General features: G+C 61.6%; 26 protein-coding genes, 1 tRNA gene and 1 pseudogene. 10 read left to right on the top strand and 18 right to left on the bottom strand.

From position 1 onward, the window contains the following. Positions 1–150: 150 nt before the first annotated feature. The gene (locus EL22_RS10375; protein ID WP_050051437.1) at positions 151–627 is read left to right on the top strand and encodes a helix-turn-helix domain-containing protein; all 477 of its coding nucleotides are present in this window, start codon (positions 151–153) and stop codon (positions 625–627) included. After that, positions 624–1097 carry a hypothetical protein gene (locus EL22_RS10370; protein WP_050051436.1) on the top strand — a complete coding sequence of 158 codons (474 nt, stop codon included), beginning with the start codon at positions 624–626 and terminating at the stop codon, positions 1095–1097. Before EL22_RS10375 ends, EL22_RS10370 begins: the two co-directional genes overlap by 4 nt. A gap of 60 nt (positions 1098–1157) precedes the next feature. On the opposite strand, the gene EL22_RS18050 is transcribed toward EL22_RS10370, so the two are convergent. Next, positions 1158–1319, bottom strand: a complete 162-nt coding sequence (locus EL22_RS18050; RefSeq protein ID WP_197075888.1) for a hypothetical protein — start codon at positions 1317–1319, stop codon at positions 1158–1160. After that, complete coding sequence (locus tag EL22_RS10365) at positions 1316–1528, bottom strand: hypothetical protein (RefSeq protein WP_050051435.1); 213 nt, start codon at positions 1526–1528, stop codon at positions 1316–1318. The genes EL22_RS18050 and EL22_RS10365 overlap by 4 nt, the downstream gene beginning before the upstream one ends. 972 nt (positions 1529–2500) lie before the next feature. Here EL22_RS10365 and EL22_RS10360 point away from each other — a divergent pair. Then, a complete protein-coding gene (locus tag EL22_RS10360) occupies positions 2501–5065 on the top strand; it encodes a BGTF surface domain-containing protein (protein ID WP_050051434.1) in 2565 nt (854 codons plus the stop codon). Between the two features lie 66 nt (positions 5066–5131). Beyond that, positions 5132–5275: pseudogene (locus tag EL22_RS16070) on the top strand (Lrp/AsnC family transcriptional regulator); the annotation flags it as partial. 157 nt (positions 5276–5432) lie between these two features. On the opposite strand, the gene EL22_RS18045 reads toward EL22_RS16070, so the two are convergent. From EL22_RS18045 to citZ, 8 genes are all read right to left on the bottom strand, one after another. After that, on the bottom strand, positions 5433–5573 hold the full coding sequence (locus EL22_RS18045; protein WP_197075887.1) for a hypothetical protein: 141 nt from the start codon (positions 5571–5573) through the stop codon (positions 5433–5435). 137 nt (positions 5574–5710) lie between these two features. After that, positions 5711–7366, bottom strand: coding sequence for a thermosome subunit beta (gene thsB / locus EL22_RS10355; protein ID WP_050051433.1), 1656 nt, complete (start codon positions 7364–7366; stop codon positions 5711–5713). Between the two features lie 216 nt (positions 7367–7582). Beyond that, positions 7583–8284, bottom strand: a complete 702-nt coding sequence (locus tag EL22_RS10350; protein ID WP_050051432.1) for an SOS response-associated peptidase — start codon at positions 8282–8284, stop codon at positions 7583–7585. A 625-nt stretch (positions 8285–8909) separates the two neighbouring features. Beyond that, positions 8910–8990: transfer RNA gene (locus EL22_RS10345), tRNA-Ser, on the bottom strand. A gap of 62 nt (positions 8991–9052) precedes the next feature. Continuing rightward, positions 9053–9271 carry a hypothetical protein gene (locus EL22_RS10340; RefSeq protein ID WP_050051431.1) on the bottom strand — a complete coding sequence of 73 codons (219 nt, stop codon included), beginning with the start codon at positions 9269–9271 and terminating at the stop codon, positions 9053–9055. A 70-nt stretch (positions 9272–9341) separates the two neighbouring features. Further along, on the bottom strand, positions 9342–10553 hold the full coding sequence (ilvA, locus tag EL22_RS10335; RefSeq protein ID WP_050051430.1) for a threonine ammonia-lyase: 1212 nt from the start codon (positions 10551–10553) through the stop codon (positions 9342–9344). 264 nt (positions 10554–10817) lie between these two features. After that, positions 10818–11354 carry a gamma-glutamylcyclotransferase gene (locus tag EL22_RS10330; RefSeq protein ID WP_050051429.1) on the bottom strand — a complete coding sequence of 179 codons (537 nt, stop codon included), beginning with the start codon at positions 11352–11354 and terminating at the stop codon, positions 10818–10820. Positions 11355–11396: 42 nt separating this feature from the next. After that, positions 11397–12545: a citrate synthase gene (gene citZ, locus EL22_RS10325; protein ID WP_050051428.1), complete on the bottom strand. Its 1149-nt coding sequence runs from the start codon at positions 12543–12545 to the stop codon at positions 11397–11399. Positions 12546–12962: 417 nt separating this feature from the next. Here citZ and EL22_RS10315 point away from each other — a divergent pair, with 417 nt between their 5' ends. Both EL22_RS10315 and EL22_RS10310 read left to right on the top strand, forming a co-directional pair. Further along, the gene (locus EL22_RS10315) at positions 12963–13439 is read left to right on the top strand and encodes a type IV pilin (protein WP_050051426.1); all 477 of its coding nucleotides are present in this window, start codon (positions 12963–12965) and stop codon (positions 13437–13439) included. A gap of 109 nt (positions 13440–13548) precedes the next feature. Then, positions 13549–14322, top strand: coding sequence for an SDR family oxidoreductase (locus tag EL22_RS10310; protein ID WP_050051425.1), 774 nt, complete (start codon positions 13549–13551; stop codon positions 14320–14322). 236 nt (positions 14323–14558) lie between these two features. Here the strand turns inward: EL22_RS10310 and EL22_RS10305 are convergent, their stop codons facing one another. The 5 genes from EL22_RS10305 to EL22_RS10290 all read right to left on the bottom strand — a co-directional run bounded on the left by EL22_RS10305 (position 14559) and on the right by EL22_RS10290 (position 18629). Further along, positions 14559–15656: an aminopeptidase gene (locus EL22_RS10305; protein WP_050051553.1), complete on the bottom strand. Its 1098-nt coding sequence runs from the start codon at positions 15654–15656 to the stop codon at positions 14559–14561. A gap of 122 nt (positions 15657–15778) precedes the next feature. Beyond that, positions 15779–16765: a hypothetical protein gene (locus tag EL22_RS10300; protein ID WP_050051424.1), complete on the bottom strand. Its 987-nt coding sequence runs from the start codon at positions 16763–16765 to the stop codon at positions 15779–15781. A gap of 201 nt (positions 16766–16966) precedes the next feature. Continuing rightward, positions 16967–17101: a hypothetical protein gene (locus EL22_RS18990; protein WP_255349668.1), complete on the bottom strand. Its 135-nt coding sequence runs from the start codon at positions 17099–17101 to the stop codon at positions 16967–16969. 416 nt (positions 17102–17517) lie between these two features. Beyond that, positions 17518–18033, bottom strand: a complete 516-nt coding sequence (locus EL22_RS10295; protein WP_050051423.1) for a metallophosphoesterase — start codon at positions 18031–18033, stop codon at positions 17518–17520. 83 nt (positions 18034–18116) lie between these two features. Further along, the gene (locus tag EL22_RS10290) at positions 18117–18629 is read right to left on the bottom strand and encodes a hypothetical protein (protein WP_050051422.1); all 513 of its coding nucleotides are present in this window, start codon (positions 18627–18629) and stop codon (positions 18117–18119) included. 95 nt (positions 18630–18724) lie between these two features. Between EL22_RS10290 and EL22_RS10285 the strand changes: the two genes are divergently transcribed. Then, on the top strand, positions 18725–20899 hold the full coding sequence (locus tag EL22_RS10285) for an ATP-dependent DNA helicase (protein WP_050051421.1): 2175 nt from the start codon (positions 18725–18727) through the stop codon (positions 20897–20899). A gap of 45 nt (positions 20900–20944) precedes the next feature. On the opposite strand, the gene EL22_RS10280 is transcribed toward EL22_RS10285, so the two are convergent. From EL22_RS10280 to EL22_RS10270, 3 genes are all read right to left on the bottom strand, one after another. After that, positions 20945–21406 (bottom strand): hypothetical protein, encoded by a 462-nt coding sequence (locus EL22_RS10280; RefSeq protein ID WP_231587926.1) that lies wholly within the window; start codon positions 21404–21406, stop codon positions 20945–20947. After that, positions 21406–21906: a 2'-5' RNA ligase family protein gene (locus tag EL22_RS10275; RefSeq protein WP_050051420.1), complete on the bottom strand. Its 501-nt coding sequence runs from the start codon at positions 21904–21906 to the stop codon at positions 21406–21408. The genes EL22_RS10280 and EL22_RS10275 overlap by 1 nt, the downstream gene beginning before the upstream one ends. Before the next feature lie 71 nt (positions 21907–21977). Next, a complete protein-coding gene (locus tag EL22_RS10270) occupies positions 21978–22160 on the bottom strand; it encodes a hypothetical protein (protein WP_050051419.1) in 183 nt (60 codons plus the stop codon). A gap of 84 nt (positions 22161–22244) precedes the next feature. Here EL22_RS10270 and EL22_RS10265 point away from each other — a divergent pair, with 84 nt between their 5' ends. From EL22_RS10265 to argH, 3 genes are all read left to right on the top strand, one after another. Beyond that, on the top strand, positions 22245–23357 hold the full coding sequence (locus tag EL22_RS10265; protein WP_050051418.1) for a hypothetical protein: 1113 nt from the start codon (positions 22245–22247) through the stop codon (positions 23355–23357). 429 nt (positions 23358–23786) lie between these two features. Then, the gene (locus EL22_RS10260; RefSeq protein ID WP_050051417.1) at positions 23787–25022 is read left to right on the top strand and encodes an argininosuccinate synthase; all 1236 of its coding nucleotides are present in this window, start codon (positions 23787–23789) and stop codon (positions 25020–25022) included. 2 nt (positions 25023–25024) lie between these two features. Next, the gene (argH, locus tag EL22_RS10255; protein ID WP_050051416.1) at positions 25025–26509 is read left to right on the top strand and encodes an argininosuccinate lyase; all 1485 of its coding nucleotides are present in this window, start codon (positions 25025–25027) and stop codon (positions 26507–26509) included. Positions 26510–26631: the final 122 nt, after the last annotated feature.

The following is a 26631-nucleotide window of genomic DNA, read 5'->3' as shown; positions in this document are numbered from 1 at the left end:
TGTAACGATTCGGATAGTCAATTGGCTTCTCACTGGTGAACGTACCCTGTTGGTCGGTTTGCTAAGTAGGATCAGAACACACCTATCGTCCAGAGAGCTTAACCGAAGTTCTTTGTTCATTCGAACCATGCGTATATACATAGAATAGAAATGAGCGTCACTGACGACACGCCGCTCTCGAGAAAGCGGTTACAAACAGTCTTCGAACAACTCGCGAACGACCGGAAACTCGAGATTTTGGGGTACGCCGCTGACCGAGACGAGTTCACGGTGACGGAACTCAAAGCGGATCTCGATATCGCACATACGACAGCGCACGAATACTGTCGCGATCTGCACGCAGCCGGTCTCCTCGAACGAATCGGTGGCAAGCCAGCCCGATACGCACCGATAGAGTTCGACTTGCAACTCTCGTTGACCTCGATCGCAAACGCGGTCGAGTCCGAATCGGAAACGATCGAGTACGCCCTCGAGACGTACGGTGACGATTGCATCGATGCGGTCCTCGACGTGTGGGAGTCGGTCGAAGCCGGTGAACTGACCTATCGCGAGGCGAGCGATGCGGTCGGAATGCGTCACGCAGACTTCCTGCGAGTCGCTCAGGAACTCGAGTTGCTAACACGATGACCGTGATCGTGCTCGATGCGAATGCGATCATTATGCACGGTCGCGCGTTTGCCGATCGCGTTCGAGATACTGTCGAAGACGGCGTCTCGGTTATCCTGCCACAGTCGGTGAAACGAGAACTCGTCGACGACGTTCTCGAAAACGAGGACGCGCCCTCGAATCATCGAGCATCCGCACAGTCGATCCAACAACTCGTCGATGCGGGGTATCTCAGTGTTCTCGCTCCCGATTACGCAACCTCGAGTGACGTGATTGACGAGGCGCGTCGGCGGATCGCAAGCGACTCGCTTCCGGAACACGAGGTGAAGGCTGATCAGTACCTCCCGGCGCTCGTTTGCGAGTTAGCACAGGAGACGCCCGTCCAGTTGGTGACGGGTGATCGAAAGCTCCGACAAATCGTTCTCGATATTGCGACGCGAAAACGAGTCGCCGATCAGGTGACGCTTCGGGATCCGCTGACCGTATTGTGAACAACGACCGCCAGGAAAACGCAGCACAGTCGCGAGTCGTCTCAGTTCCGATTCAGGTTGTTACTCGAGCAGATCACCCCGAACTGCACAGCCGCAGGGATAGGCGTGGTGGGCCGACGGGATGAGTTGAATCACGGCCGTCACTTCCACGCCGCAGTGGGGGCAGGGCTTGGGCTCCGGTTCCGAACCGCCGGCTTCGTCGCCCGATTCCGCGCCGGTCATTCCTCGAGCACCCGAATTTCCTCGTCGGTGACGACCAGTCCGCGCCCCGCCACCTCGAGTCGGACCTCCACCGCGTCGGCGGAGGCCACCAGCCGCTCGAGGGCGTCGGGATCGAACGCGTCGGCGAGTCGGTACTCCTCACACCCGAGGCCGTGGGCCTCGAGCGCCCGGACCACGGCCACGGTCAGGCTCGGCTCGAGCGCGCTCACTCGTCGGTCACCCCCGCTCGAGCGGCGGTGGGGGACGGCGTGGGCCTCGAGTGCAGTCGTCGACTTCGATTCGTCTGTCGGACGGGATGTTTAAGCCCGCGGAGAAGATATCCAATCATGGCAACCACCCTCCATAGGGTTGGAAGCCACGTCTCGGGTGGGCTAGCACCCGGGGCATTTCAACGGAAACGCCCACATGCGCTGTTCGGTGGCTTCCGTTCGACTCGTTGACCTGTAGTGACATATAATTACTGCTTCGAGGCGGAAATTATGGTTGCAGAGAGTGTCCTGTCTCACTAGGTACCCGTGTTTCCTTCGGGCCAGCTATACCCTCACTCAGTATTTTCGCCGCGTGCAACCGTCGTCTCAAACGCGTTATCGTGGCAGAATCGGTCGATTCGATACGACACCCTCGAGCGACTCGCAGGCCGAACCAGCGAGTTTCGCCAGCCGAAAATAGCTGTTTACTGCGTTTAACCGATCGTAATCCGGTGTAACTCGAGTGAACCGTTCGTTCCCACGCGTGCGAACAATCATTATTACTCGACTTAGGCCCTCCACGAGGGTCGGTCTACAGGCCGTCTCGAGATTCGCGCGTGAGTCGGCTCGATCAGTTCGGGCGTTATAGGGGCTCTACCGCCTATTTTCCATGGCACTTTCTCGCGCTCAACATATTACCGACGGTGGTAGTCACCATTGCCAGACCTTCTCATGCAAATATGGGTATATTTCGTATATTAGCGCTCGAGGGCTCGAGACGCCGTTTGAAACCGTTTAATCGCTACTTACAACGCTCCCGAAATCGGACCTATAGCACAAGAAGACTTATTACGAACCATCGAAATTCCCCATATACCCCTACCCGGTAGGCTGAGTCGTTCACCGATGACATGTAGGTCGGAAGCCGGTAACGGTCGCCTGACCGGTTGAATCGCGCGCTAACCAACCAAACGAAACAACAAGACAACATAAATGACGAACGAAACAACGTATCGCGAAAAGGGACGTTCACTGTTCCTTGCCGCAATGTTGGTCCTCTCGGTTGTTGCCGCGTCCGCAGCGTTTGCGGGCGGTGCTGCAGCAGCAATCAATGAAGAGACATACGATGAAGGACCGACATTTGATAGTCCAGCTGAAGCAGACGTAAATGACCAGATTTGGGTCGGCCAAGAATTCACCGTAGAGACGGAGAATAACGTCCAACTCCGTCAGGGACTTGATTCAACAAACGAAGACGCTGAGGTCGTTGATGAGGCCCAGAGTGAAGATGGTGAGGTCAGCTTCGATACCTCTGATCTCGAGGCGGACACCTTCTATCACCTGAACGACCTTTCAAACTCGAATGCTGAGGGTAACGCGGTCTTCAACCTCGTGTCCGAGGATCTTAATGTTGAGTTCGACGGAACAGCCGCAGAAGATGGCACTGTTCCCGTCGACTTCGCATCCGACCGTAACTACCAGACGGTAAACGTCACCTCTGAGGAATTCGATGGAGAGGATCTCCACGAAATCTTCAGTGACAATGGTAACTACACCGCCCTCCATACCAGTGAGGATGCAGTGCACGATGATGACGACGTCCTGACCATCGAACAGCTCGGTGAAGGCGACGGTGCACTCGAGGCAAACTTCGATAGCGTTGATGTCGACGCAGGCGACGAAGTCGAATTCGACTTCTCGAACACTGACTCGATCGCTTCAGACAACGCAACCGTCGAAATCACTGACGACTCGCAGGAAGCCGAAATCATCGACATTGACACCATCGAAGAGGGTGACATCGGCAACATCACGATCGATGTCGCAAACACGGACGAGGTCGCAGTCTCCGTCGGTGACAACGCAGAGGGCCACGTTGCAAACCTGACCCTTGGCGACTACGACACCGATAACGACGAGGTTGTCCTCGAATACAACACCTACAACGCAGGCGGTGTTGGTGACTCGCCATCCTTCGGCGAGGATTACGATTCCAGCGGTGTTGATACGGCTGCCGCAGATGTCGGATTCAACGCATACAACGCAAGCATTACCGGCTACAACGTCAGTACTGAACTCAGCGAGGGCGAAGCCCTGCCAAACGCAAACTGGGACGTTGAAGTCGGCTCCACCGCTGATGATACGACAAGCGCAGTCGATTACGGTGCGGCTGACTTCCTTGACGAAAGCAACGACCGCGCAACGTTCGTGATCGAACAGCGGTCTGCGCCGGGCGATACCGTCATCCAGACGGCCCCAAGCGACACGACGGTTGACAACTTCGGCGACTTCGAAGACGCAACTGTCACCGAAACGGACACCATCGCAACGACAGACGCCGACACTGGTGACCACCTCTTCGTGACCGTTGAGGACTTTGGCGCGAATGGCTCGATCGAGTCCCTTAACGAGGCAGGCGGACTTGATGAAGCTTTCTTCGACCAGACTGGCCTTGCCCTGAACATCAGTGAGCAGGATGCCGGTGCTGTTGGTGACGCCAACTACTGGAACACCAGTTACAACGCGAAGGAGGATAGCGATGCTGGCCAAATGCTGAATGTCGAGTCACTCATCGACACTGATGAGTACGACACCAACGAGGAGCTTGCTGGCGACCTGATCTTCAAGGTCAACTACGAAGGCAATGGCTTCGATGTCAACGACAAATCCTACGACATCAACTTCTCCATTGACGCCGATAACAGCAACATCCTCAGTGAGGATTACTCCACTGAGAGCGAGTTCACCTTCGAAGAAGCTGATCTCGAGTGGGACGATGTAAGCGAGATGCCCGCAAACGCGGAATCGAACGCGACGGGTACGACGAACCTCGCACCTGGTACGGAGATCACCACGGAAGCTGACTCGCCAAACGAGGAAGGCGGCTTCCTCGAGTCGGACGACCCAGAAGTTGCCGCTGACGGCACCTTCGAAGCCTCGTTCGACCTGAGCGCAGAACAGGTCGGATCGATGTTCGACCTCAACGCGGAAGGTCCGCTCAGCACTGACGACACCGTCGAAGACATCGAACTCGTCGAAAGCACTGACGAGTCCGACGAAGAAGGACTCGGCGTCGACAGCAGTGCTGACGACATCACGGTCGGCGACACCGCCGAATTCGACGTGACCGTCGAGAACTACGAAGGCGAAGACACCAGCGCCAACGTCACGCTCGAGGTTGGCGATGAGCAAGTCATGGAGTCTGTCGACATCGACGCAGACAGCTCGGCAGAGTTCACGATGTCCGTCGAGGACCTTCCAGCAGGTGACCACGACTACACCATCACCGTCGAAAATGGTGACTTCGAGGCCACCGACGACGGTACGCTGACCGTCAACGAGGAAGGCTCCTCCGATGACGAAGGATCCTCCGACGACGAGGGCTCCTCTGACGATGAGGGCTCCTCCGATGACGAAGGATCCTCCGATGACGAAGGATCCTCCGACGACGGTGACGACGGCGAAGGCGATGGCGACGGAGCACCTGGCTTCGGCGTTGCTGTCGCACTCGTCGCACTCGTCAGTGCCGCGATGCTCGCACTCCGACGTCAGAACTAACGACCACTAACTACCGGACTTCGTCCGGCTTTCGCAGCATTTCCACTTTCTTTCGAGCGCTCCACCAAGTTCGTCGACACCGACGGAATGAACGAACAGATCAAAGCCCTGCTGACCGATCCAGACATCAAAGCCTCGAACACGAGCGTCGTCCTCAACTCGGTCTCGGAGAACGAACAGTTCGAACTCGAGGTTCGCGAAGACGAGTAATCCTGCTGAGACCTGCGTACCGAATTTCTCCTCGATACACCCACTACTGACTTCCGATCATCTGCCTGCGAGCCCAGAGCGTCTCGTCTCTGTCGCTCGCCTCAAGTCACTCCTCGTGTGACTCGTTCACCAGTCCCATTTTCGAGAACGAGCGCGCTCACCGGATGTATAATACGAGTACTCCGAGCACGAGCAGTCCGATCCCCCACCACAGTGAATCGCCGGGGAGGACGAACAGCACGAGCGTGACGAGCCCCGAGGAGACGAGCGACCAGCCGATCGTGGTTTGATAGGCCATACCAGTCTATCGTGGGCAAGAATAAAAGAACTGGCTCACCGCTCGATCGGCAACTATCCACGCTCGCAAAAATGTCCGAAACGGTCAGTCGTGTGCTCTGCCGTTGGTCAAGGGATGGGATAGGCTTTGGGCCGAGTTCACATCATGCCGCCCATGCCGCCGCCCATGCCGCCCATGCCGCCTGCGCCGCCGGGTGCGCCACCCTCGTCGTCGCCCTTGTCGGTCGAGAGGTCGCCGGCGGAGATGATGTCGTCGATCTTGAGCACGAGGTTCGCTGCCTCGCTCGCGGAGGTCACGGCCTGTTCTTTCGCGTGGGCTGGCTCGACGACACCGGCGTCGAAGGTGTCCTCGACGTCGCCCGAGAAGACGTTCAGACCGGCCGTAACGTCGCCGTCCTCGTGGGCCGCGCGGAGGTCGACGAGCGTGTCGATGCTGTCGAGGCCGGCGTTTTCCGCGAGCACGCGCGGGACGAGCTCGAGGGAGTCTGCGAACGCCTCGACGGCGAGCTGTTCGCGTCCGGAAACGGAGTCAGCGTAGTCGCGCAGACGCGAGGCGAGTTCGACCTCGATCGCGCCGCCGCCGGCCAGAACGCGGCCGTCGGAGACGGTCTGTGCGACGACATCGAGCGCGTCGTTGACGCCGCGCTCGAGTTCGTCGACGACGTGGTCGGTCGAGCCGCGAAGCAGGAGGGTAACGCCGTGGGCGTCCTCCCCTTCGACGTAGAACAGTTCGTCTTCCTCGTCTCGGGTGACGTCACCGAAGCCGAGGTCCTCGGTGCTCGCGCTTGCGAGGTCCGAGACGACGGCCGCGTCGACGACTTCCGAGAGGAACTCGAGGTCGCTCTTTTTCGCGCGGCGAACGGCGAGGATACCCTCTTTGGCGAGGTAGTGCTGTGCGAGGTCGTCGATTCCCTTCTGACAGAAGACGACATCAGCATCGAGGTCGACGATCTGCTGAACCTTCTCCTTGAGCTGTTCTTCCTCACGGTCGAGGAACTTCTGGAGCTGGTCCGGATCCGTGACGGAGACTTCGGTGTCGACATCGGTCTCTTCGATCTCGATCGGTTCGTTCAGCAGGAGGATGTTCGCGTCCTCGGCGTCGGTCGGCATGTTGTCGTGGACCGGGTCCTTGTCGACGATGCCGCCCTCGAGGAGGTCGGATTCGCCAACGGCTCGGCCCGTCTGGGTCTCGATGTTGAGGAACTCGAGGTCGACGACGTTCTCGCCGTCGTCCGTTTCGACGGTGACGCCGGAGACAGCATCCACGATGAGCTGCGAGAGGTGCTCTTTGTTGACCTCGGCACCTTTGCCGGTCATCGAGGTTTCCGCTGTCTTGCGGATGAGTTCTTCGTCGCTGGGGTCGATGTCTTCGGCGATATCGTCGACTTCCGCTCGAGCCTGCTCTGCGGCCATGTGGAACCCTTTGATGATGGCCGTCGGGTGAATGTCCTGCTCGAGCAGGTCCTCGGCGTTCTTGAGGAGTTCGCCCGCGATGGCGACGGCGGTCGTTGTGCCGTCACCGGCTTCGTCCTCCTGCGTTTCGGCGACTTCGATGATCATCTCGGCCGTCGGGTTGTCGATGTCCATCTCCTTGAGGATGGTGACGCCGTCGTTCGTGATGGTGACCGAGCCCATCGAGTCGACGAGCATCTTGTCCATTCCTTTCGGACCGAGCGTCGAGCGAACGGCCTCGGCGACCGCTCGAGCGGCGCTGATGTTGTAGTCCTGCGCGTCCTGGTCTTTGACGCGCTGGGAGTCCTCGCTCATTACGATCATCGGCTGTCCCTGTTGCATTCGCTGACTCATAGTCAGCTGATTCTATGTTTGTCCTTCTATATAAACCTTCACTCTCGGTGTCGACCGGGGCCGATCGATCGCGAACGCAGTCGCATCCCGAAATCGCACCACTGCGCCCGATTCACTCGGGGAGTGTGTCACACAATAGCGTACCTTTCCGGGAACGAGCGTCGTCGGTTCCGTGCTACTTTTATATTCTATCGACCGGGTCGATCACACCGGCTCGACCAGCGACGGCTCGTCGGTTGCCGGACTGTTCACCGCCGTCGAAACCGGATAGGCGACCATCTCGTCGGCCGGATGGGGTTCGAGCGCCGCCGTCGACGCCGCACCCGTCAACCAGTCGCGCTCGACCGTCGGTTCGAGAATCGCTGCCATTCGGTGGTGTAACTCGCCGACGAGGTCGTTTGGTTCCGTCGTGACGACCGTGAAGGTCTCGAGCGGTCCCGCATCGTCGCCGGGTTCGGAGTCTCCAGCGCCGCCACCGAACGACTCGAGGCCGGTCTGGGTCGTCTCCGGCTCCCAGCGCTCCCAGAGCCCCGCCATCGCGAACGGTCGATCGTCCTCGAACGCGACTCGATACGGCTGTTTCCCGCCGTCTTCGGTCTCGGTCCACTCGTAGAACCCATCGGCGAGCACCAGCGCACGGCGCTGGTCGTAGGCCTCGCGAAAACTCGGTTTCTCGTCGACGGTCTCCGCACGCGCGTTGATTAGCCCGTCTCTATCGTTGTCGGCCCACGACGGCACCAGTCCCCACTCGAGGGACCGGATCGTTTCCGGTTCCTCGTTCGTGATGACGGGCAGACGCTGGCCCGGTGCCATGTTGTACCGCGGCGCGAACGGCTCGGCGAACCGGGCGTCGAACCGATCCTCGAGATCGTCCTGATCGACGAAGAGCGTATAGCGGCCACACATACCGATTCCAACGGGGCGCATCGATAAGATCCTTTCATCGGTCCCCATCGGTCGAACCCCTCGCTCGAGGCCTCCGTCCCCACCCGAGTTTCACGCTCTGGGACGATGGTACACGGTCCATACCACCTTCACAGCGGACGGTAGGCGCCCCGTTACCATACGCGTTCTCGGTGGATCGACGGACGATTCCAATGGACGACCGATACGAACTCGTGGTCTGTGACGACGGACTGCTCGAACTGCGAGACCGAGACGACCCCGACTGCTGGATCGCGACCGACTCCCCGGTCGAGATCACGCAGTGACGCGGTCTCGAGCGACAGAGGGAGAGGAGAATAGTGGCTGCTCGAGGAACTGCTAAGAACGGTTGTTCCGGGACGAATTTCGGGGGAGGAGTCTCGGGTGATGCGGTTGTTAGGCGTCAAATACGTGGAAACGGGGGTCAGGACAGGAGTTTGTCGAAAAACCGACGATCGGAGCGAGTCGTGATTCCGACAAAACGCCAGGACAGGGATTTGAACCACGGTCGGACGTGCTCGCTCGCGTTGCTCGCTGTGCGCGACCTCCCTGATTCAAATCCCTTCTTTGGGTATCTGTCGCTCACGAGTTTGTTCGCGACAGAATACGCCAGGACAGGGATTTGAACCCTGAATCCCAAAGGGAACACGCTTTCCAGGCGTGCGCCTTACCGTTCGGCCATCCTGGCTCACCCGTAGCTAACCGGGTCGGTCGTTTAAAGACTACGATAGTGACCGCGCCCGCCTGCGATCATTGTCCGTCCACCCGTTTTGCCGTCCACTCGGCGATACGGTGCTCGAGCCCGTAGGCTATCAATGCCGTCATCACGCCGACGACGGCGGCGACGAGAATCGCCTGCGTGATCGAAAGCAACGGCTCTCGAGCGAGCGTATAGCCCTGTAACACGGCGAGAAACGCCATCGAACCGACCAGGCCCCAGAGGAGGGCAGATTTGTGTCGTGAGTGCACTCGCTCGAGGGAAGTTCCGGAGCCGACCTAAACGTACCGAAGCCAGCGCAAACGCCGCCCACACGCGAGCCTACACCAGCACGTCGACTTCGTAGCCCTCGGATCGAAGGTCCTCGAGGAATTCCGCGACGTGATCGTGCCCGCGCATCTCGAGGTCGATTTCGACCTCGGTGTCGCTCATACTGATATCGCGCGAGGTCCGGTCGTGCTGGATGCCGTAGATGTTCGCGCGGTGGGCCGAGAAGATGTCGAGTAAGTCCTCGAGCGCGCCGGGTCGGTCCTCGAGAACGGTTCGGATCTTGAGGTACCGGCCGGTTTCGACCAGCCCGCGGACGATGACCGTCGAGAGCATGTTCATGTCGATGTTGCCCCCACAGAGCGCGGGGACGATGACCTCGTCGTCCTCGTAGTCGAACCGCTCGAAGAGCACGGCGGCGAGCGGCACCGCACCCGCGCCTTCGACGAGCGTCTTCGAGCGCTCGAGCAGTTGCACCAGCGCCGTGGCGATCTGGGCGTCTGAGACCGTGACGACCTCGTCGACGCGCTCTTGAATGATCGGAAACGTCTGTTCGCCGATGCTGCGGGTCGCGATGCCGTCCGCGACGGTGTCGACCGAATCGAGCGTGACGAGCTCTCCCTTCTCGAGCGAACTGGCCGCGCTCGAGGCCCCTTCGGCCTGTACGCCGATCACACGCACGTCCGGGCGCTGTTCTTTGATCGCCGTCGCGATTCCGCTGATCAATCCGCCGCCGCCGATCGGGACGACGACGGTTTCGACTTCGGGGCAATCCTCGAGGATCTCGAGGCCGATCGTTCCCTGGCCCGCCATCACGTCCGGGTCGTCGAAGGCGTGGAGGTAGGTTCTGTCCTCCTCGCGTTCGATCTCGTGTGCGCGTTCGGCGGCCTCGCTGTAGTCGACGCCGTGGAGGACGACCGACGCGCCGTAGTTTTTCGTCGCCTTGACCTTCGCGATCGGCGCGTTCTCGGGCATGACGATCTTCGAGTCGACGCCCGTTCGCGTCGCGGCGAGCGCGACGCCCTGCGCGTGATTGCCCGCGCTCGCGGTGACGACGCCCGCGTCTTTCTCGGCCTGCGTCAGCGTCGCGATTCGGTTCGTCGCCCCTCGAATCTTGAACGCCCCCGTTCGCTGCTGATTTTCGAGTTTCAGGTGGATCTCCGCGCCCGTCATCGCGGAGAACGTGTGCGAGTACTCACACGGCGTGTGCCGCGACGTCTCTCGCACCCGCGGACGCGCCTCGAGAATCGCCTCAAGTGAGAGCATACAACCGACTACTCGGGACGAACTGTAAGGATTGCTGTGGGCCGTCGTCGCTCGTCGATCGCTCGCGATGTGTCTCACGAGTAGTGTCGGAAGGTAGTGCTGATACAAGGGAACAGCACTACGGGAATACAGGGAATGCACGGCGTGTGACGTGCGACTATACAGGAGGACCGGGCACATATAAATCTCATGCCTCCGAAGTGAAAGTGAAATCGCAAGCGGGAAGCGACCTGAAACTGGTGTCTGACGGCGAGCAGACGATCGTCATTCGTCGGTCAGTACCACGGTTGGGTCCCGCTCGAGAAATCGACGAACCCGTTCGGCGAACGGTCCCGAGCCCGGCCAGTGGGCCGCCGATTCCTGCTCGGATTCGACTCCGAGCCGATCCGGATCGCCGATGTACGTCCACACGGACGACTCAGGATCCAGTTCCTCTGCCGGAACGGCGCCGGGCTCGTCGGACACCGCGACATCGAAATCGTCCGCAGGCAGCGTCGCCGTCGAACCGAGCTGCTCGACGCGCGGAAGCCTCACTCGTACGTACAGTCCCTGTGTAAGTCCCTCGTAGGCGTCGAGGGCCTCGAGATCGCGTTCGTCGACCGAGAGCACTCGCCCAGTAACGCGTCCGCCGGGAACGAGCGTCGGATACGCGCCGTCGACGCGGTGAAGTCCCTCGAGCGTCGCATCACCGATGAACTCGGGGTCCGCGTATGCGGGCGGTCTGGACCCGCGGATCGTCTCGTCGAGCACGGCGTCGACTCGAGTCGCGTCGGTGAGCGTTCCGTAGACGAAGACGAACATCAGTTTTCAAAAATCGGCACCAGCGGCGGTTTTCGACCCGATCTATCGGTCTTCAAGCGGAACGAGTTCCTGTTCGTCCGGGCCGGTGTAGCGTGCGCGCGGCCGGATGAGTCGGTTGTCCTCCTGGTACTCGAGGACGTGTGCGATCCAGCCGCTCGAGCGGCTCATCGCGAAGATGGGCGTGTACATATCGATCGGAATGCCCAGCTGGTAGTAGACCGATCCGGAGTAGAAGTCGACGTTCGGCGCGATGCCCTTCTCGACGAGTCCCTTCTCGTCGGTGAGGTAGTCCTCGATGGTAGTGGTGATGTCGTACCACTTCGAGTCGCCGGTCTCGGCGAGTTCGCGGCTGCGCTCCTGTAAGATCTTCGCTCGGGGATCCTTGACGCTGTAGACGCGGTGGCCGAAGCCGGGGATGCGCCGACCTTCCTCGGTCGCCTGCTCGACCCACTCGAGGGGGTCGAGGCCGCTCTCGTCGATTTCGATGAGGACTTCCATGACGTCCTGGTTCGCGCCGCCGTGAAGGGGCCCCGAGAGGGCACCGATCCCGCCGGTGACAGCGGAGTAGATGTCGGCCATGGTCGAGCCGATGACCATCGACGTGAACGTCGAGGCGTTGAGCCCGTGATCGGCGTGGAGGATCAGCGCCTGATCGAACGTCTCGGCGGCGACCTCGTCCGGCTCCTCGCCGGTCATCATGTAGAGGAAATTGGCCGCGAGTCCGAGACTCGGATCGGGATCGACCGGCTCTTCGCCCTGTCGGTACCGCTCGAACGCCGCGAGGATCGTCGGAATCTTCGCCGTGATCCGACGCCCCTTCCGAAGCGACGCCTCCCGGTCCGCCGGGTCCGCGTTCGGTTCGGGTTCGGACGACGAGAGCATCGAAACCGCGGTTCGCATCGCCGCCATCGGTCGCTCGTCTGCCTCGACGAGCGCGCGAATCGTCTCGAGGATGGCGTCGTCTACGTCGCGCTCTGCGGCCATCGCGTCGGAGAACTCCGCGAGTTCCTCCTCGTCCGGAAGCGTGCCGTGCCAGAGCAGGTACGCGACTTCTTCGTAGCTCGCACCGCGTGCGAGGTCTTCGATGGTGTACCCGCGATACACCAGGCGACCCACGTCGCCGTCGATGGAGCTGAGCCCTGACTCTGCGACCAACACTCCCTCCAGCCCTTTCTTGAGGTCGTCTGCCATACCTGTCGTTTCGGACCCCGATGGAAAAGTATTGTCGTTTGTCGGTTGTGACGGCCGAACGCGGGCGATGTTGCGGGTACAGAGCGCAAACCAGGAAATACACCGAGTTCGTCAATTTCAAAAATTGTACTATAAATTGAGTTCCTTCTTTTTATAAAGAATATAGATCATGTAGAATCTGAACTCGCGCCGACCTGTTGGGGTTTCGATCGTGTTGTGGAAGCGAACGTCCTCGAGACTCGCCCCCCAGCGGTGAGCACACGCGAGAGTTTTTAATAGAAAACGAAGGAGGCTTCCACAGCACTGGTCGAACCGGACGGACTCGCGAGCCATCGTCGACCATCGATCTCGAGCACCTTTGCGATCGACAACCGCACTCGCGCTCGCAACGCCGTCAGTTCGCAGGCTGTTCCACCAATGGATCTGAACGCACTTTCACTCGAGCGAGCGGAATCGTCGAACGAGCGCGCAGTGAGCCCCGTTATCGGCATCGTCCTCATGGTCGGAATCACCGTGATTATGGCTGCGATTATCGGCGGGCTCGTCATGGGAATGATCCCCGACCAGCCGTCACAGCCGACGGTCAACCTCGAGTTTCAAGAACACAACGAGACGGTGACGATCGCCCACGGTGGCGGTGACGACTTCGATGCCGCGGGGGTGACGATCACTGGAAGCGGAATGACCGAGGAACTGTCCGCGATGACGGACGACGACAGCGGCGGCGTCGAGGACAACTCGTGGGATAACTCAACCTCGACCGGCGATTCGATCACGCTCGCCGAGGACTCGGATGGCGGGCTCGATTCGGACGGTGGCGAGATCCAGGTCGTCTGGAACGCGAACGACCGGAGCACTATTCTGGACCGGTTCGAGTACAGTGGGGCGGACTGAGCGAGGCGAATCTCGAGTGGGTCCCCGTTACGAGCAGCCACAGGTCCGTTGCTCGAGGTGATACTCCCCGCTCGATTTTATTAGTGTACTCGTGGTCCGTCTCGGTGCAATGTCACCAATGCTCGAAGACCGCGTTGCGGTACTCACCGGCGCATCGAGTGGGAACGGCCGAGCGATGGCTCGGCGATTCGCGAGCGAAGGGGCCGATATCGTGATCGCGGATATTCAGGAGGAACCGCGGGAGGGCGGTGAACCCACGCACGAACTGATCGATGCCGAAACGGACGCCAGCGCGACCTACGTCGAGTGCGACGTGACGAGTCGATCGGACCTCGAGGACGCCGTCGACGCCGCCGAGGAGTACGGCGGGGTGGACATCATGGTGAACAACGCGGGGATCTTCCACGAGGACGAGTTCCTCGAGATCGACGAGGAGACCTACGATCGGATGATGGACATCAACGTCAAGGGAACCTTCTTCGGAGCGCAGGCGGCGGCCAAGCGAATGGTTGACGCCGACGGCGGGTCGATCATCAACCTCTCGTCGGTCGCAGGACTCGAGGGGTCGGCCGATTACATCACCTACTGTGGAACCAAGGGTGCGGTTCGCCTGCTGACTTACGCGATGGCGTCGAACCTCGGCCCGGAGGGAATTCGCGTCAACGCCATCCATCCCGGCCTGATCGAGACCACGATGACGACCGACGATGTCGAAATTATGGGGACCGACGCCGAGGAGGGGTTCGTACAAGCGATTCCCTCGAGGCGCGCGGGCCAACCCGAGGACGTCGCCGACGCCGCGTTGTACCTCGCAAGTGACCTCTCTGATTACGTCACCGGCGAATCGCTCGTCGTCGACGGCGGGATGACGAACACGCAGTAGCTCGAGCGGTCCGCTCGGAACCGCTCACGCAAAACCTTCGATGAAAAAGCTGCGCCTCACTCCGTTCGTCGCAGTCGTTATTCCTCGAAGACGAACGTTCCGTTCTCTTGAACGACCTCATCATCGACTTCGATGAACGAATCACTCCGAACTTTTTCCGTTCGGGTTGTCTTCGACAACCGCTCACGCAAAACCTTCGATGAAAAAGCTGCGCCTCACTCCGTTCGTCGCAGTCGTTATTCCTCGAAGACGAACGTCCCGTTCTCTTGAACGACCTCACCATCGACTTCGATGAACGAATCCTCGCTCATGTCCACGATCATATCGACGTGGACCGCGGAATCGTTCTGTTCGTTGTCCTCGCCGACGGTGTCGTCGTAGGCCCGGCCGACGGCCATGTGGACGGTGTCGCCCATCTTCTCGTCGAACAGCATGTTGTAGGTGAACTGGTCGATATCGCGGTTCATTCCGATACCCAGTTCGCCGAGTCGCCGGGCCCCGTCGTCGGTCTCGAGCACTTCGGTCAGCGTCTCTTCGTTCTTTTCGGCCGAGTGGGAGACGACCTCGCCGTCCTCGAACTCGAGAGACGCGTCCGTGATCTCTCGGCCCTGGTGGTACAGCGGCATGTCGAACAGTACCTCACCGTCGACGCTGTCGGGGACGGGTGCGGTGAAGACCTCGCCGCCGGGCAGGTTGTTCTCCCCGTAGTCGTTGATCGTCGGGTTGCCTTCGACGGACATCGTCACGTCGGTGGTGTCGCCGCTGACGATGCGAACCTCGTCGGCGGGATCGAGGATCTCGACCATCTGCTGTTGGTGTTCGCGGACTTCCTCCCAGTCCTTGTTGACGGCGTCCCAGACGTAGTTCTCGTAGGCTTCGGTGCTCATCTCCGCGAGCTGGGCGTTGGCGGGTGCGGGATACTGCGTGAGACACCAGCGCTTCGAGAGTCGCTCCTCGAGAATTGGGCGCTGGGATTGCCGGTAGGCGGCGCTGACCTCCGGGTCGACGTCGCTTGTCTGGGTGACGTTATCGCTGGCTCGGATGGCGATGTAGACGTCCGTGTTCTCGATGAGCGCTTGTTCGTGTTCGGGCGTTTCGAACTCGTCGTCTTCGAGGTCGGCTCCCGTGGCTTTCAGATATGCACGTCGGTTTCGGGTACCGGTTCGCTGACTCGTCGCGACGGGATTCGCGCCGATGTCGCCGATCACCTCGTGGAGGGCGACGACGAGGTCTTCGGCGACGGGGTGGGCGTCGATGACGACGTTGTCGCCTGCCTCCATGTCGACGGAGTGGTTGGCGATGATTTCGGCGTGTTCGCGAATGCGTGGGTCCATACCCGGGTAGTCGGACCCGGCCATGAAAAACGGTTTGTGATCCGGTTGGTTTCGGAAGTGACTATCAGCGACGGTCTCGCCGATTCGAAAACCCACTGCGGCGGATCACCCCACTCGATTCGCTACATCGTCCATCGCTGTCCCTCGAGTTCGACCAGTTCGCGGAGGAAGGACACCGTCGCCGCGGTCAACACGAGTCCGAGCGGGGTCGCGAAACCGAGCGCGACGAGTAATCCGACCGGCCCGCCGATGCTCACCAGAATCGAAAGGATGATCGAGGCGACGACGGCGGTCACGGCGTGCCAGACTGCGAACCAGAAGTACGCGCCGCCATCGATCGCCATCCTGTGGGACTGGCGGAAGGCCTCGAGAAAACGGGCGTCGTCCACGATGAACAGGAACGGGACGGCGTAGAAGAGATACGCGACCAGGATCAGTACGGGGAACGCGAGGAGCAACAGGGGCGGTGCGACGAGCAAAACCGGGACCAGTACTGCGAATCCACCGACGATGAGGAGATTATAGAGGACGAGTCGCGGCGCGTACCGCAGGACGCAGGCGACGGGTTCGATCCGCTCGTGCTCGAGTCGCCTGTCGAGTCCGCCGACGTAGATCGCCTCGAGTACGCCGAGGAAGACGACGTAGACGATCGCTCCGATAATAATGAGCGGCACGATGGCGAGGCCGACCGACTCGAGCGAACCGGCCACGATACCGAACGGCGTGTCGACGGTCAGATCGGTGCCGCCCGGTGTCGGGCCGCCACCACTGAACCCGCTCCCACCGGTTGGACTCGTCGGGCCCGTCGCGGGCGATCCATACACGCCGCCCGTGCTCGCAGGGGCGGGTTCCGGCGGAGTGGCAAGCGACCAGAGGTCGAGTAGCGGCGACGGGAAGGCGAACTCGAGATTGATCGAAAATCCCCGGTTCGGCGCGAGCGTCCGTCCAACACTGGAAACGTTCAAAAGCGCCGTCAGGAGCGGAACCAGCGCGAACACCGCCAAGTCGTCCAGTCGATCCGTGATTCGGCCGACGTGCCACCAGAACCCGTTCGGGCTCTCGTCGGGATCGGTCGCGTATTCGCCCGGTTCGGTTGGAGTGGGGACCATTCAGTCCATCGCAGACGTGACACCGAAATGAATCTGTCGGTGAAGTAACCTCACCGATCTTCGTCGTTGTCGACCGTTCAGACCGAGTGACGAAGCCGATTTGGTTGACGAAGCCGATTTGCTGAGCGGCAGAACTGCGCTCGACCGAGAGAAGACAGCGGTCGACCGAGCGTCTGTCGCGGGGGCGAGTTCGTGATCGACTTACCGATCGCCGTCCATCCCCTCTCGGAACTCGAGGATGGTCCGGCGGACCAGCAGGTACGAGAAGAAGATAAGCGACAGCAGTATCACGACCACCACGATGATGACCGGGTCGTCGGGGAGCAGGTCCAGCATTGGCGAGCCATACGAAGCGGCGTTGCAAAATCGTTTCGACCGCGATCGGAGTGATATGATCGCGGTTCGCTGCTCTCGGTTCAGATCGCCCGCTCGAGCGGATCCACAAACTAAAATGGCGGTTTTAGCTTAGCGTGGGTATTTCCCGGTCCGAGATGTAGGTGTTCTTGTCCCGGTCGCCTGCCCTCCACGCCGTCGACCCTCTCGAGACCGGGGCGCTGCCCGCTGGTCCTGGCCGGCACGCGACCGGCCAACACCATTCGCCCACCGCTTTCGATCCGTCGGACCGGATTCCGTGTCCGACTGGATCGCTGTCGACCCGATCGATCCATGTGGTCCCCGCTGGCGCGGGCCGATTCCGCGCGCGTCTGACGTTCACTATTCACGCGTTGCTGGCGTAATCTCGGTACCCCGGCCTATCGCTGTATTTGCCCGCGAAACGTCTCGAGAACGGTCCCGTCGGTCGCGAGCAACTGTCCTTCGAACGAGCCAGATTCGACTTCGACAGTCGCGAATCCGGGCGTGTTCCCGCGCGGATCGGCGTGGCTGCCGGGATTGAGAAGCAGTACGTCGTCCGTCTCGACGACCGCCGGCCGGTGGGTGTGTCCGGAGACGACGACGTCTGCGTCCCGCGACCGACCGAACATCGCGAGGCCCGTCTCACCGCCGTCTCGACGGTGTGTCATTGCGATTCGGAGGCCGTCGTGTTCGACCGTTCGGGCGGTTGGAAGCCGATCGCGGACCGCGACCGAGTCGGCGTTGCCGTGAACGGCGTACAGCAGGTCACACTCGGACTGGAACGCCTCGAGCGCCATCGCGCTCGTGAAGTCGCCGGCATGGAGGACGGCCGACGCGTCGCGAACCGCCTCGAGCGGCGCGCCCTCGAGCCGGTGGCCACCGGTGCTGTGGGTGTCGGAGAGAATCGCGATCATACGACCGATATCGCCTCGGACCGGACGAACCTTTCGTTTGTCCGTCCGTAGGTGCGGTCAGCCGGACACCCGTGGCCAGCCGATCACTCGATTCGGCCCACTAACTCCTCGTCGTCGACCGCGTGGACCGCAACGACCGTGCCCCACGCAGGCGGTTCAGTTAGAATCGCGGTGACAGTCGTCCGCTCTAGGTCCACCGCCGAGGGGACCTGTTCGCACTCCGTTCGCGTCTGGAAGCCGACCGCGACGTCCGTCGGGCTCGCTCCCGGCGGCAGTGCCGCGGGATCGTACGCGAGCGTGAGCTGGATCGCCTCGAGTCCGTCGATCACCTCGAATCCGACGAGTTCGATCGGCTCGGTGAGCGCGTCGGCCGGCGCTGGCAGATCGCTCTCGCGAACGGAAACCGAGTCGGGGACTCGATCGGCGACGACCGCGACGTGTGCACGGTCCCGAACCGTGTCCCCGCTTTCCCCGCTCTCAGTTCGTTCGTCGCTGTTTTGCTCGTGACTGCTCGAGTCGAGCACTGTCGGGGGGTCGTCCTGGTACTCGAGTGTGATCTCGTGTACGTCGGTCGGATCGTAGCCGGGGATTGGCATCGGTTGCTCTCGGCACGGCGAGGTAGTATGGTTGATGCGTGCGTACGCCGGGTCGAGACGAATCCTTTTATCGCGGGAGGAACGAATCACTCACCGTGGCCGAGACTGACGGGTACATGCGCTTTTTCCCCTACGAAGAGCCGTACGAAAACCAGGGTGAGGCGATGGAGCGGATGTACAACTCGCTGGTTCGCGGTCAGAACGTCCTCTTCGAGGGGGCCTGCGGAACGGGCAAGACGCTGTCCTCGCTCGTGCCGGCCCTCGAGGTCGCCCGCGAGCAGGACAAGACGGTCGTCATCACGACGAACGTCCACCAGCAGATGCGTCAGTTCGTCGCCGAGGCGCGGGCGATCTCCCGCGAGGAGTCGATTCGAACGATCGTTTTCAAGGGCAAGTCCTCGATGTGTCATATCGATGTCGGCTACGAGGAGTGTCAGGCCCTTCGTGATAACACCCGATCGCTCGTCGAAACCGAACGCGACCGCGACCAACTCGAGCAACGTCAGCGCGAACTCTTAGCAGAGAGTCGGGAGGGAGACTCCAGCGCGGCCGAAGCCCGGAGCGCGGTGATGGACGAACTCGAGGAACTCGAGGACGATCTCGAGGATTTAGACGACCAGAACGTCTGTGAGTACTACCACAACAACCTCACCGAGAACACCGACGAGTTCTTCGGCTGGCTCTTCGAGGACGTGCGCACGCCCGACCAAATCTACGAGTACGCCGACGAGCGAAAACTCTGTGGCTACGAACTCCTCAAGGAGGGAATCGAGGGCGTCGATCTGGTCGTCTGTAACTACCACCACCTGCTGGATTCGGGCATCCGCGAGCAGTTTTTCCGCTGGCTCGGACGCGATCCCTCCGACGTCATCGCGGTCTTCGACGAAGCCCACAACGTCGAGGACGCCGCTCGAGAGCACGCGACGCGGACCTGTACGGAACGAACGTTCGACTCCGCGCTCGACGAACTCGCCGACGCCGACGATCCGCTGGCCGACCGGGCGACGAACGTCATCAGCGCCTTCGCGACCGCCCTCGTCGATACCTACGAGGACTCGTTTGGGTTCGGCAGGCGAGAGCAGATCGGCGAGAACTGGGAGGACGTCCCGATCAGCAACGAGGAGGGCCGGGACGACCTTGCGATCGCCTTCCTGCAGCGATACTCCGGCCAGGGCATCGACTCGGATCTCGAGGCCGCGTTAAAACTCGGCAAACGACTCGACGAGCAGTACGAGGAGGAGTATCGGGAGGGAGAGACCGCGACCCGCACCGAGTGTCAGACCTTACAGGCCGCTCAGTTCGTCAGCGCGTGGATGGACGAGGGAACGAGTCAGGGGCTGTATCCGGTCGTATCGGTTCGCCGAGACGCGGGAACTGACGAGGTATACGGCCGCGCCGAACTCTACAGTTGCCTCCCACGACAGGTGACCGGCGAACTGTTCGAGGAGGTCCACTCGACGGTGCTGATGAGCGCGACGCTCCAGCCCTTCGACGTCACGGAGGACGTTCTCGGCCTCTCCGAACCCGTGACCATGGCATACGGCCTCCAGTTCCCCGCGGAGAATCGCCGAACGTACGCCGTCGAAACGCCGCCGCTTTTCTCCTCGGATCGGGACGACCCAGACGTTCAGGCGGCGGTCACCGACGCGATCGACGACGCGGTTCGGCTCACCCCCGGAAACACACTCGCGTTCTTCCCCAACTACGGCGAGGCGACGCGGTACGCCGATCGACTCGAGACCCGATCCCCCGCCGCGTCGGTCTACAGCGACGAACCGGGCGTGTCGGTCGAAGAGCTACGCCGGGAGTTCGTCGCTGACGAGGACGCCGTGTTGTGTACCTCGCTGTGGGGAACCCTTGCTGAAGGGGTGAGCTTCGACGGCGACGATGCCACGACGGTCCTCGTCGTCGGGGTGCCCTACCCCCATCTCGACGACCGCGCCGAAGCGGTCCAAGAGGCCTACGACGCAGCCTTCGACGGCACCGACACGGGCTGGCGCTACGCCGTCGAAATCCCGACCGTCAGAAAGACGAGACAGGCGCTCGGCCGGGTGATCCGTTCGCCCGAAGACGTCGGCGTTCGGGCCATCCTCGACCGGCGGTACTCCGCTCGAGTGAAGTCGGATCTCGGCAAGTACAGCGTCAACAGCACGTTCCCGATCGAGGAGCGCGAGGAACTGATCGATATCGACCCCGAGAAACTCAAGTTCGCGATGTTGAACTTCTACGCGGATCACGACCGGTACGACGGCGATCCGCCGGAGCCGTAGCTCGGTTCTGTGGCGCTCGAGTGCGCTTCTCGTGGGTCTTACTCGCTACCACTCGACGGTTACGTCGGCGGTGCCGCTCATGACGACCGCATAATGGATACCGCCGTTCTCGACCGTCACGTCGAACGTCTCAGAATCCTTGACGCTCCAGGTCTCGATCGGTCCCTCCTCCTCGTGTTGTATCTGGAACCCGATCGAGTCTCGTTCGACGTCCGGGTCCTCGTCCGTTCCTTCACCGGTCTCTGCGATTTTCTGTACGTCGACGGTGGCGGTCAGTTCAGTTCCCTCCTCGGCCCGGAACTCGGCCCGCGTCTCGTCGTCTAACGTGGTATCGACGCCGCCGCCTCCCAGGACGCTTGCACACCCCGCGAGTGGGGTGATCGTCGCGATCGCCAGAAACGCTCGTCTGTGCATGGTGAGTGATTCCGAGACCGACGTGTAATAATTTCTGGCTGTTTTCGCCTCGCCTCGCCCCGTCTCGCTGGCGAACTCGACCTGCCGATCCATCACTTCGACAGGGCGATCCGACTCACCGGTACTTTCTCCGTCCCGTTCCAGAACTCGAGGCCGTCGACCGTCCACGCGATCGGCTCGATATCACGGGACGCGAGCCGTTTTGCATCCCGTTCGGATCCGCCTCGAGCGAGCGTGATATGTGGAACGTAGTCAGGCCCCTCGAGTTCGTCGACGGGCGGAAACTCCTCGAGCAACTCGCGGTGGATCGACTCGAGGCCGGGGCTGTCGACGGCCAGATAGACGACGGGAGCGGTTCCAAGCGGCGGGTCGGAAAAGTAGTCGATTCCCGTAATCCGTGCTTCGATAGGGGCCGTCCCCTCGAGTGTGCGGTTGAACCGGTGTTGGAGCTGTGAGATGTGGCCGTCGTCGCCGAGTCGCTTGAGGACCATCGAGTGGTTCTCGCGGACCGTCTCGAAGGCCCGAAGCGACGGATAGAGTTCCGTTGCGAGCGCTCGAGCCTCGCCGGGAACGGGGACGTTGACGCTGTACACGTGGTCTGCGGGTTGGATTCGGCGTCGTATCAGTGTTCGGTTCGAGTCTCTTCGATCGGTCGCTGAAAGGCTCAGACGACGTCGAAATACCAGAGGACGATTAGCACAATAGTACCTAACAGCAAGATCGGAAGGATCGCCTGCAGCCAGCCCACGACCATGCTGACGATCGAGAGCACGAGCCAGACGGCAAGCAGCGCGAGCACGATTTTCAACAGGGTTTCGACTTCGATGGAACCGCGGGTATCGATCATACGTTCTGCTTTGGATGACTTTCCTATAAGTACTGTCGTCGGAGTCGGAAAGACCTATTTACGCGGCCATACCATCACCGTACAATGGTCGGGAGGGGGCTTCGTGCCCTGATCTGTGTGCTCGTGGTGACGAGTGTGGTGCTCGTGGTGGGCTCGCCAGCGGTCGCGATGGCCGACACCGGCTCGAGTTCTTCCGCCGCGTTACAGCAGGACTCGGCGGACGGACTGACGCTCGACGACGCCGATACCATCGTCACCGAAGTAGAACTGCAGTCGGACGGCAACGCGACCGTCTCCGTTGACTACCAATACAACATTGGTAACGACACTGAAACGGACGAGCAGTGGGAGGAACTCAAAACGGACATCAACTCGAACAACCAGACCTACATCGAGGAGGAATCGGCAAACTGGCAGGAGACACTCGAGGAGGGTCAGAACGAAACCGGTCGGGACATGAACCTCTCCGGGTTCACCGTCGAAACGGACAAGACCTCGACTCCTCGAGAGTACGGACACGTCCGGTTTTCCTTCGAGTGGGAATCGTTCGCCTACGTCGAACTGAACCGGATGGAAGCGGGGAGCGCACTCGCCGGATTTATGCTCGACGACGCCTCGGAGCTCAGAATTAGCTGGCCGCAGTCCTACAACATGACCGCCGCCGAGCCACAGCCCCAGTCGGTCGAGGACAACGTCGCGACGTGGGACGGTGAGGACACGGGCTCCAACGGGCAACCCCCACAGATCGAACTGATCGAAGAGAGCACGGAGCCGAACGAGTCGACGCCGGCCGACGACGAGCCTCGTTCGGTGCCGCTCGATACGCTGGCTATCGCGCTCGTTCTCGTCGCCGTCACGACGACCGCCGTCGTGGCTGGCTGGTTTTTCAGACGCGATGGTGGCATATCGAGCCCGGAACCCCAGGATCGTCCCGATGCGCCTGCGGCGGGTGCCACTGAGACCGATCAACCCGCGACGCCACCGTCGGATCTCCTGAGCAACGAAGAGCGCGTGTTGCAGTTGCTCGAGAGACGCGGCGGTCGACTCAAACAACAGCAGGTCGTTTCGGAACTCGACTGGACCGAAGCGAAGACGAGTCAGGTCGTAGGCGGGTTGCGCGAGGACGACGAGATCGACGTCTTCCGGATCGGTCGCGAGAACGTCCTGACGCTGTCCGAGGAATCCGACGACGAATAGCTCGGCGTCTCCAGCAACTGTCCAGCGACGCGAGGGACCTCTGTCAGGGAGTTCGCGTTTTGGCGTGTTTCCGGTTTACCGTCTCCAGTCTGGTATCGTTGCTCTCGAAGTCCGATCGATACTTCCCGAAGCGCGACTGACACACACAGTGGCCGTCGTCGCTACAAGAAGGTTTTAAGTACGTCGAGTCGCTCATTGGGGACAATGAGCAATCTGGTCGGCGTTCGGAACCGCGATTCCGTGACCGACAGGTTCGTCTCCCGGCGGCGACCGCGGCGGGCTCGTTGAGCCCGAACCATCTCCTTCCCCCACCGGCGATTTTCCAACCCACGAACTACCGATTTCGTAGATAGCGGCGCTGCTGACGTATTTTTACGTAGTTAAAACCAATGAATTTAAGTCTCCCCTGCCGTTTCACTCGAGTACGATATGACACGCGTGGCACTTGCGTTTTCGGGCGGCCTGGACACGACGGTCTGTGTCCCGTTGCTCGAGGAAGAGTACGGATACGACGACGTCATCGGCGTCACCGTCGATGTCGGACAGCCGGCCTCCGAGTTCGACGAGGCCGAAGAGACGGCCGAGGCGCTCGGCCTCGAACACTACGTCGTCGACGCAAAGGAGGAGTTCGCACAGCTCTGTCTCGAGAGCGTTCGCGCGAACGCGACCTATCAGGGCTACCCGCTTGGAACCGCCCTCGCTCGCCCGGTGATCGCCGAGGCGATTCTCGAGGTCGCAGAAGAAAACGACTGTACCGGTATCGCACACGGCTGTACGGGCAAAGGAAACGACCAGCTTCGATTCGAGGCGATCTGGCGCGACTCCGACCTCGAGGTCATCGCGCCGGTGCGCGAACTCGGGCTCACACGCGAGTGGGAACAGGAGTACGCCGACGAGAAGAATCTGCCCGTCGAGGGCGGCAGCGGCGGTGACTGGTCGATCGACACCAACCTCTGGAGCCGCTCGGTCGAGGGAGACGATCTCGAGGACCCGAGCTACGTTCCGCCGACTGACATCTACGAGTGGACCGACGAGCCGACCGGCGAGACCGAAGAGATCGAGATCTCGTTCGAACAGGGCTACCCCGTCGGCATCGACGGTGAGGAGTACGACTCGATCGACCTGATCGAGACCCTCAACGACCTCGCCGGCTCTTATGGCGTCGGTCGTACAGACTCGATGGAAGACCGCATGCTCGGTCTCAAGGTCCGCGAGAACTACGAGCACCCGGCGGCGACGACGCTGCTCAACGCCCACGAAGCGCTCGAGGGCCTCGTGCTCACGCAAGAAGAGCGCCAGTTCAAACAGCAGATCGATCAGCAGTGGTCTCAGAAGGGCTACGAGGGCCTGATCGACGCGCCGCTTGTCGACGCGCTCGAGGGATTCATCGCCGAAACCCAGAAACGCGTCACCGGAACCGTGACGATCAGGTTCGAGGGCGGCAAGGCCCGCCCGGTCGCTCGTGACAGCGAGTACGCGGCGTACTCGGCGGCCCACGCCTCCTTCGACACCGAAACGGTCGGCAAGATCAAACAGGAAGACGCCACTGGCGTCGCGAAGTACCACGGCTTCCAGCGCCGCCTCGCGAACGCCGCCATCGAGAGTATCGACGGCGACGCCGTTTCGGTCGAGACCGACGGCGGCGACGACTCGAGCGAGGAATAACCATGACGGGAGAGAACGCTGACGGCGGGAACGCCGACGGAAACAGCGAGGGCGTCGTCCGCCGTGAGCGGTTCAGCAGCGGGCCCGCACGGAGCTTTCTCTCCTCGCTCGAGGCCGACGCGCGCATTTTCGAGGCGGATCTCGAGGTCGACCGCGCACACGTCGTGATGCTCGCCGAGCGCGGGATCATCGAGCCGACGGTCGCGGGCGACATTCTCACCGCGCTCGATGCGATCGAGGTCGAGGGCCACGAGAACCTCCCCGACGGCGAGGACGTCCACGAGGCGATCGAGACCGCCGTTATCGAACAGGTCGGCCCCGACGGCGGCAAGATGCACACCGCCCGCTCGCGCAACGACGAGGTAGCGACCTGCATCAGGTATCGCCTCCGCGAGGACGTTCTCTCGGCGATCGAGACGACCCTCGCGCTTCGCGAGACATTGCTCGAGGTCGCCGACGAACACGCCGAAACAACCATGCCCGGCTACACGCACCTCCAGCCGGCCCAGCCGATCACCGTGGGCCACTGGGCGCTGTCCTACGAGAACGCCGTCCGTCGCGATACGGCTCGATTGCTGGACGCGTACGGTCGAATCAACCAGTCGCCCCTCGGCGGGGCGGCCTTTGCCGGGACGACGTTCGACATCGACCGCGAGCGGACGGCCGACCTGCTCGGGTTCGACTCCGTCCTCGAGAACTCGATGGACGCCTCCTCGAGCCGCGACTTCCTGCTCGAGACGACGCAGACGCTCTCGACGCACGCGACGACGCTGTCGGGACTCGCCGAGGACGTCATCATCTTCGCGAACCGCGGCTTCGTTTCCCTGTCGGACGACTACTCCTCAACGTCGTCGATCATGCCCCAGAAGAAAAATCCAGATACGCTCGAACTCGTCCGCGCGGTCGCCGGCGACGCGGCCGGCGAGGTACAGGGGTTGACGACGACGCTAAAAGGACTCCCGCGCGCGTACAATCGCGACTTGCAACGCGCGACGACCCACGCCTGGGAGGCGGTCGACGCCGTCCGCGATGCGGCGGAAGTCACAGCAGGTGCGGTCGCGACGGCCGACTGGAACGAAGCCGAACTCGCCGACGAGGCGGGTGCCGGCTTCTCGACGGCGACCGGCGTCGCGGATCTGCTGGCGGCAAACGGGTTGCCGTTCCGGACCGCCCACGAGGTGGTCGCACGCGCGGCCGAAGCGGACACCGACGACGAGTTCGAGGCCGTCGAGGCCGCGGCCGCCGAGGTTTTGGGCGAACCGCTCGAGAGCTACGTCGATCCGGCCGCGGTCGAAGCGGCGCTTGATCCGGCCGAGAGCGTTGCCAGCCGCGACTCGAAGGGCGGACCCGCCCCGTCGACCGTCCGAGACCAACTCGAGTCCGGTCGGCAAGCGCTCGAGGCTGACCGGGAGGAGTTCGACGACCTCGAGGACCGACTCGCGAGCGCACATGCGTTACTCCGCCAGGAGGTGGGTGCGTATGTGTGACGCGATTTCGACACACGCTCTGGCCGGTCGGGCCCCAATCGGGTTTAGGCCCCCGTTACCCCGGCGGCCCCCGCGGGGCCAATATACAACTGTATTCTGATATATCGGTATGGATATTCCTG

Source organism: Halostagnicola sp. A56 (genome assembly GCF_000691505.1).
Lineage (GTDB): Archaea > Halobacteriota > Halobacteria > Halobacteriales > Natrialbaceae > Halostagnicola.
Note: the sequence above shows the minus strand (reverse complement) of the source record. Positions and strands in the feature narration are given on the sequence as shown.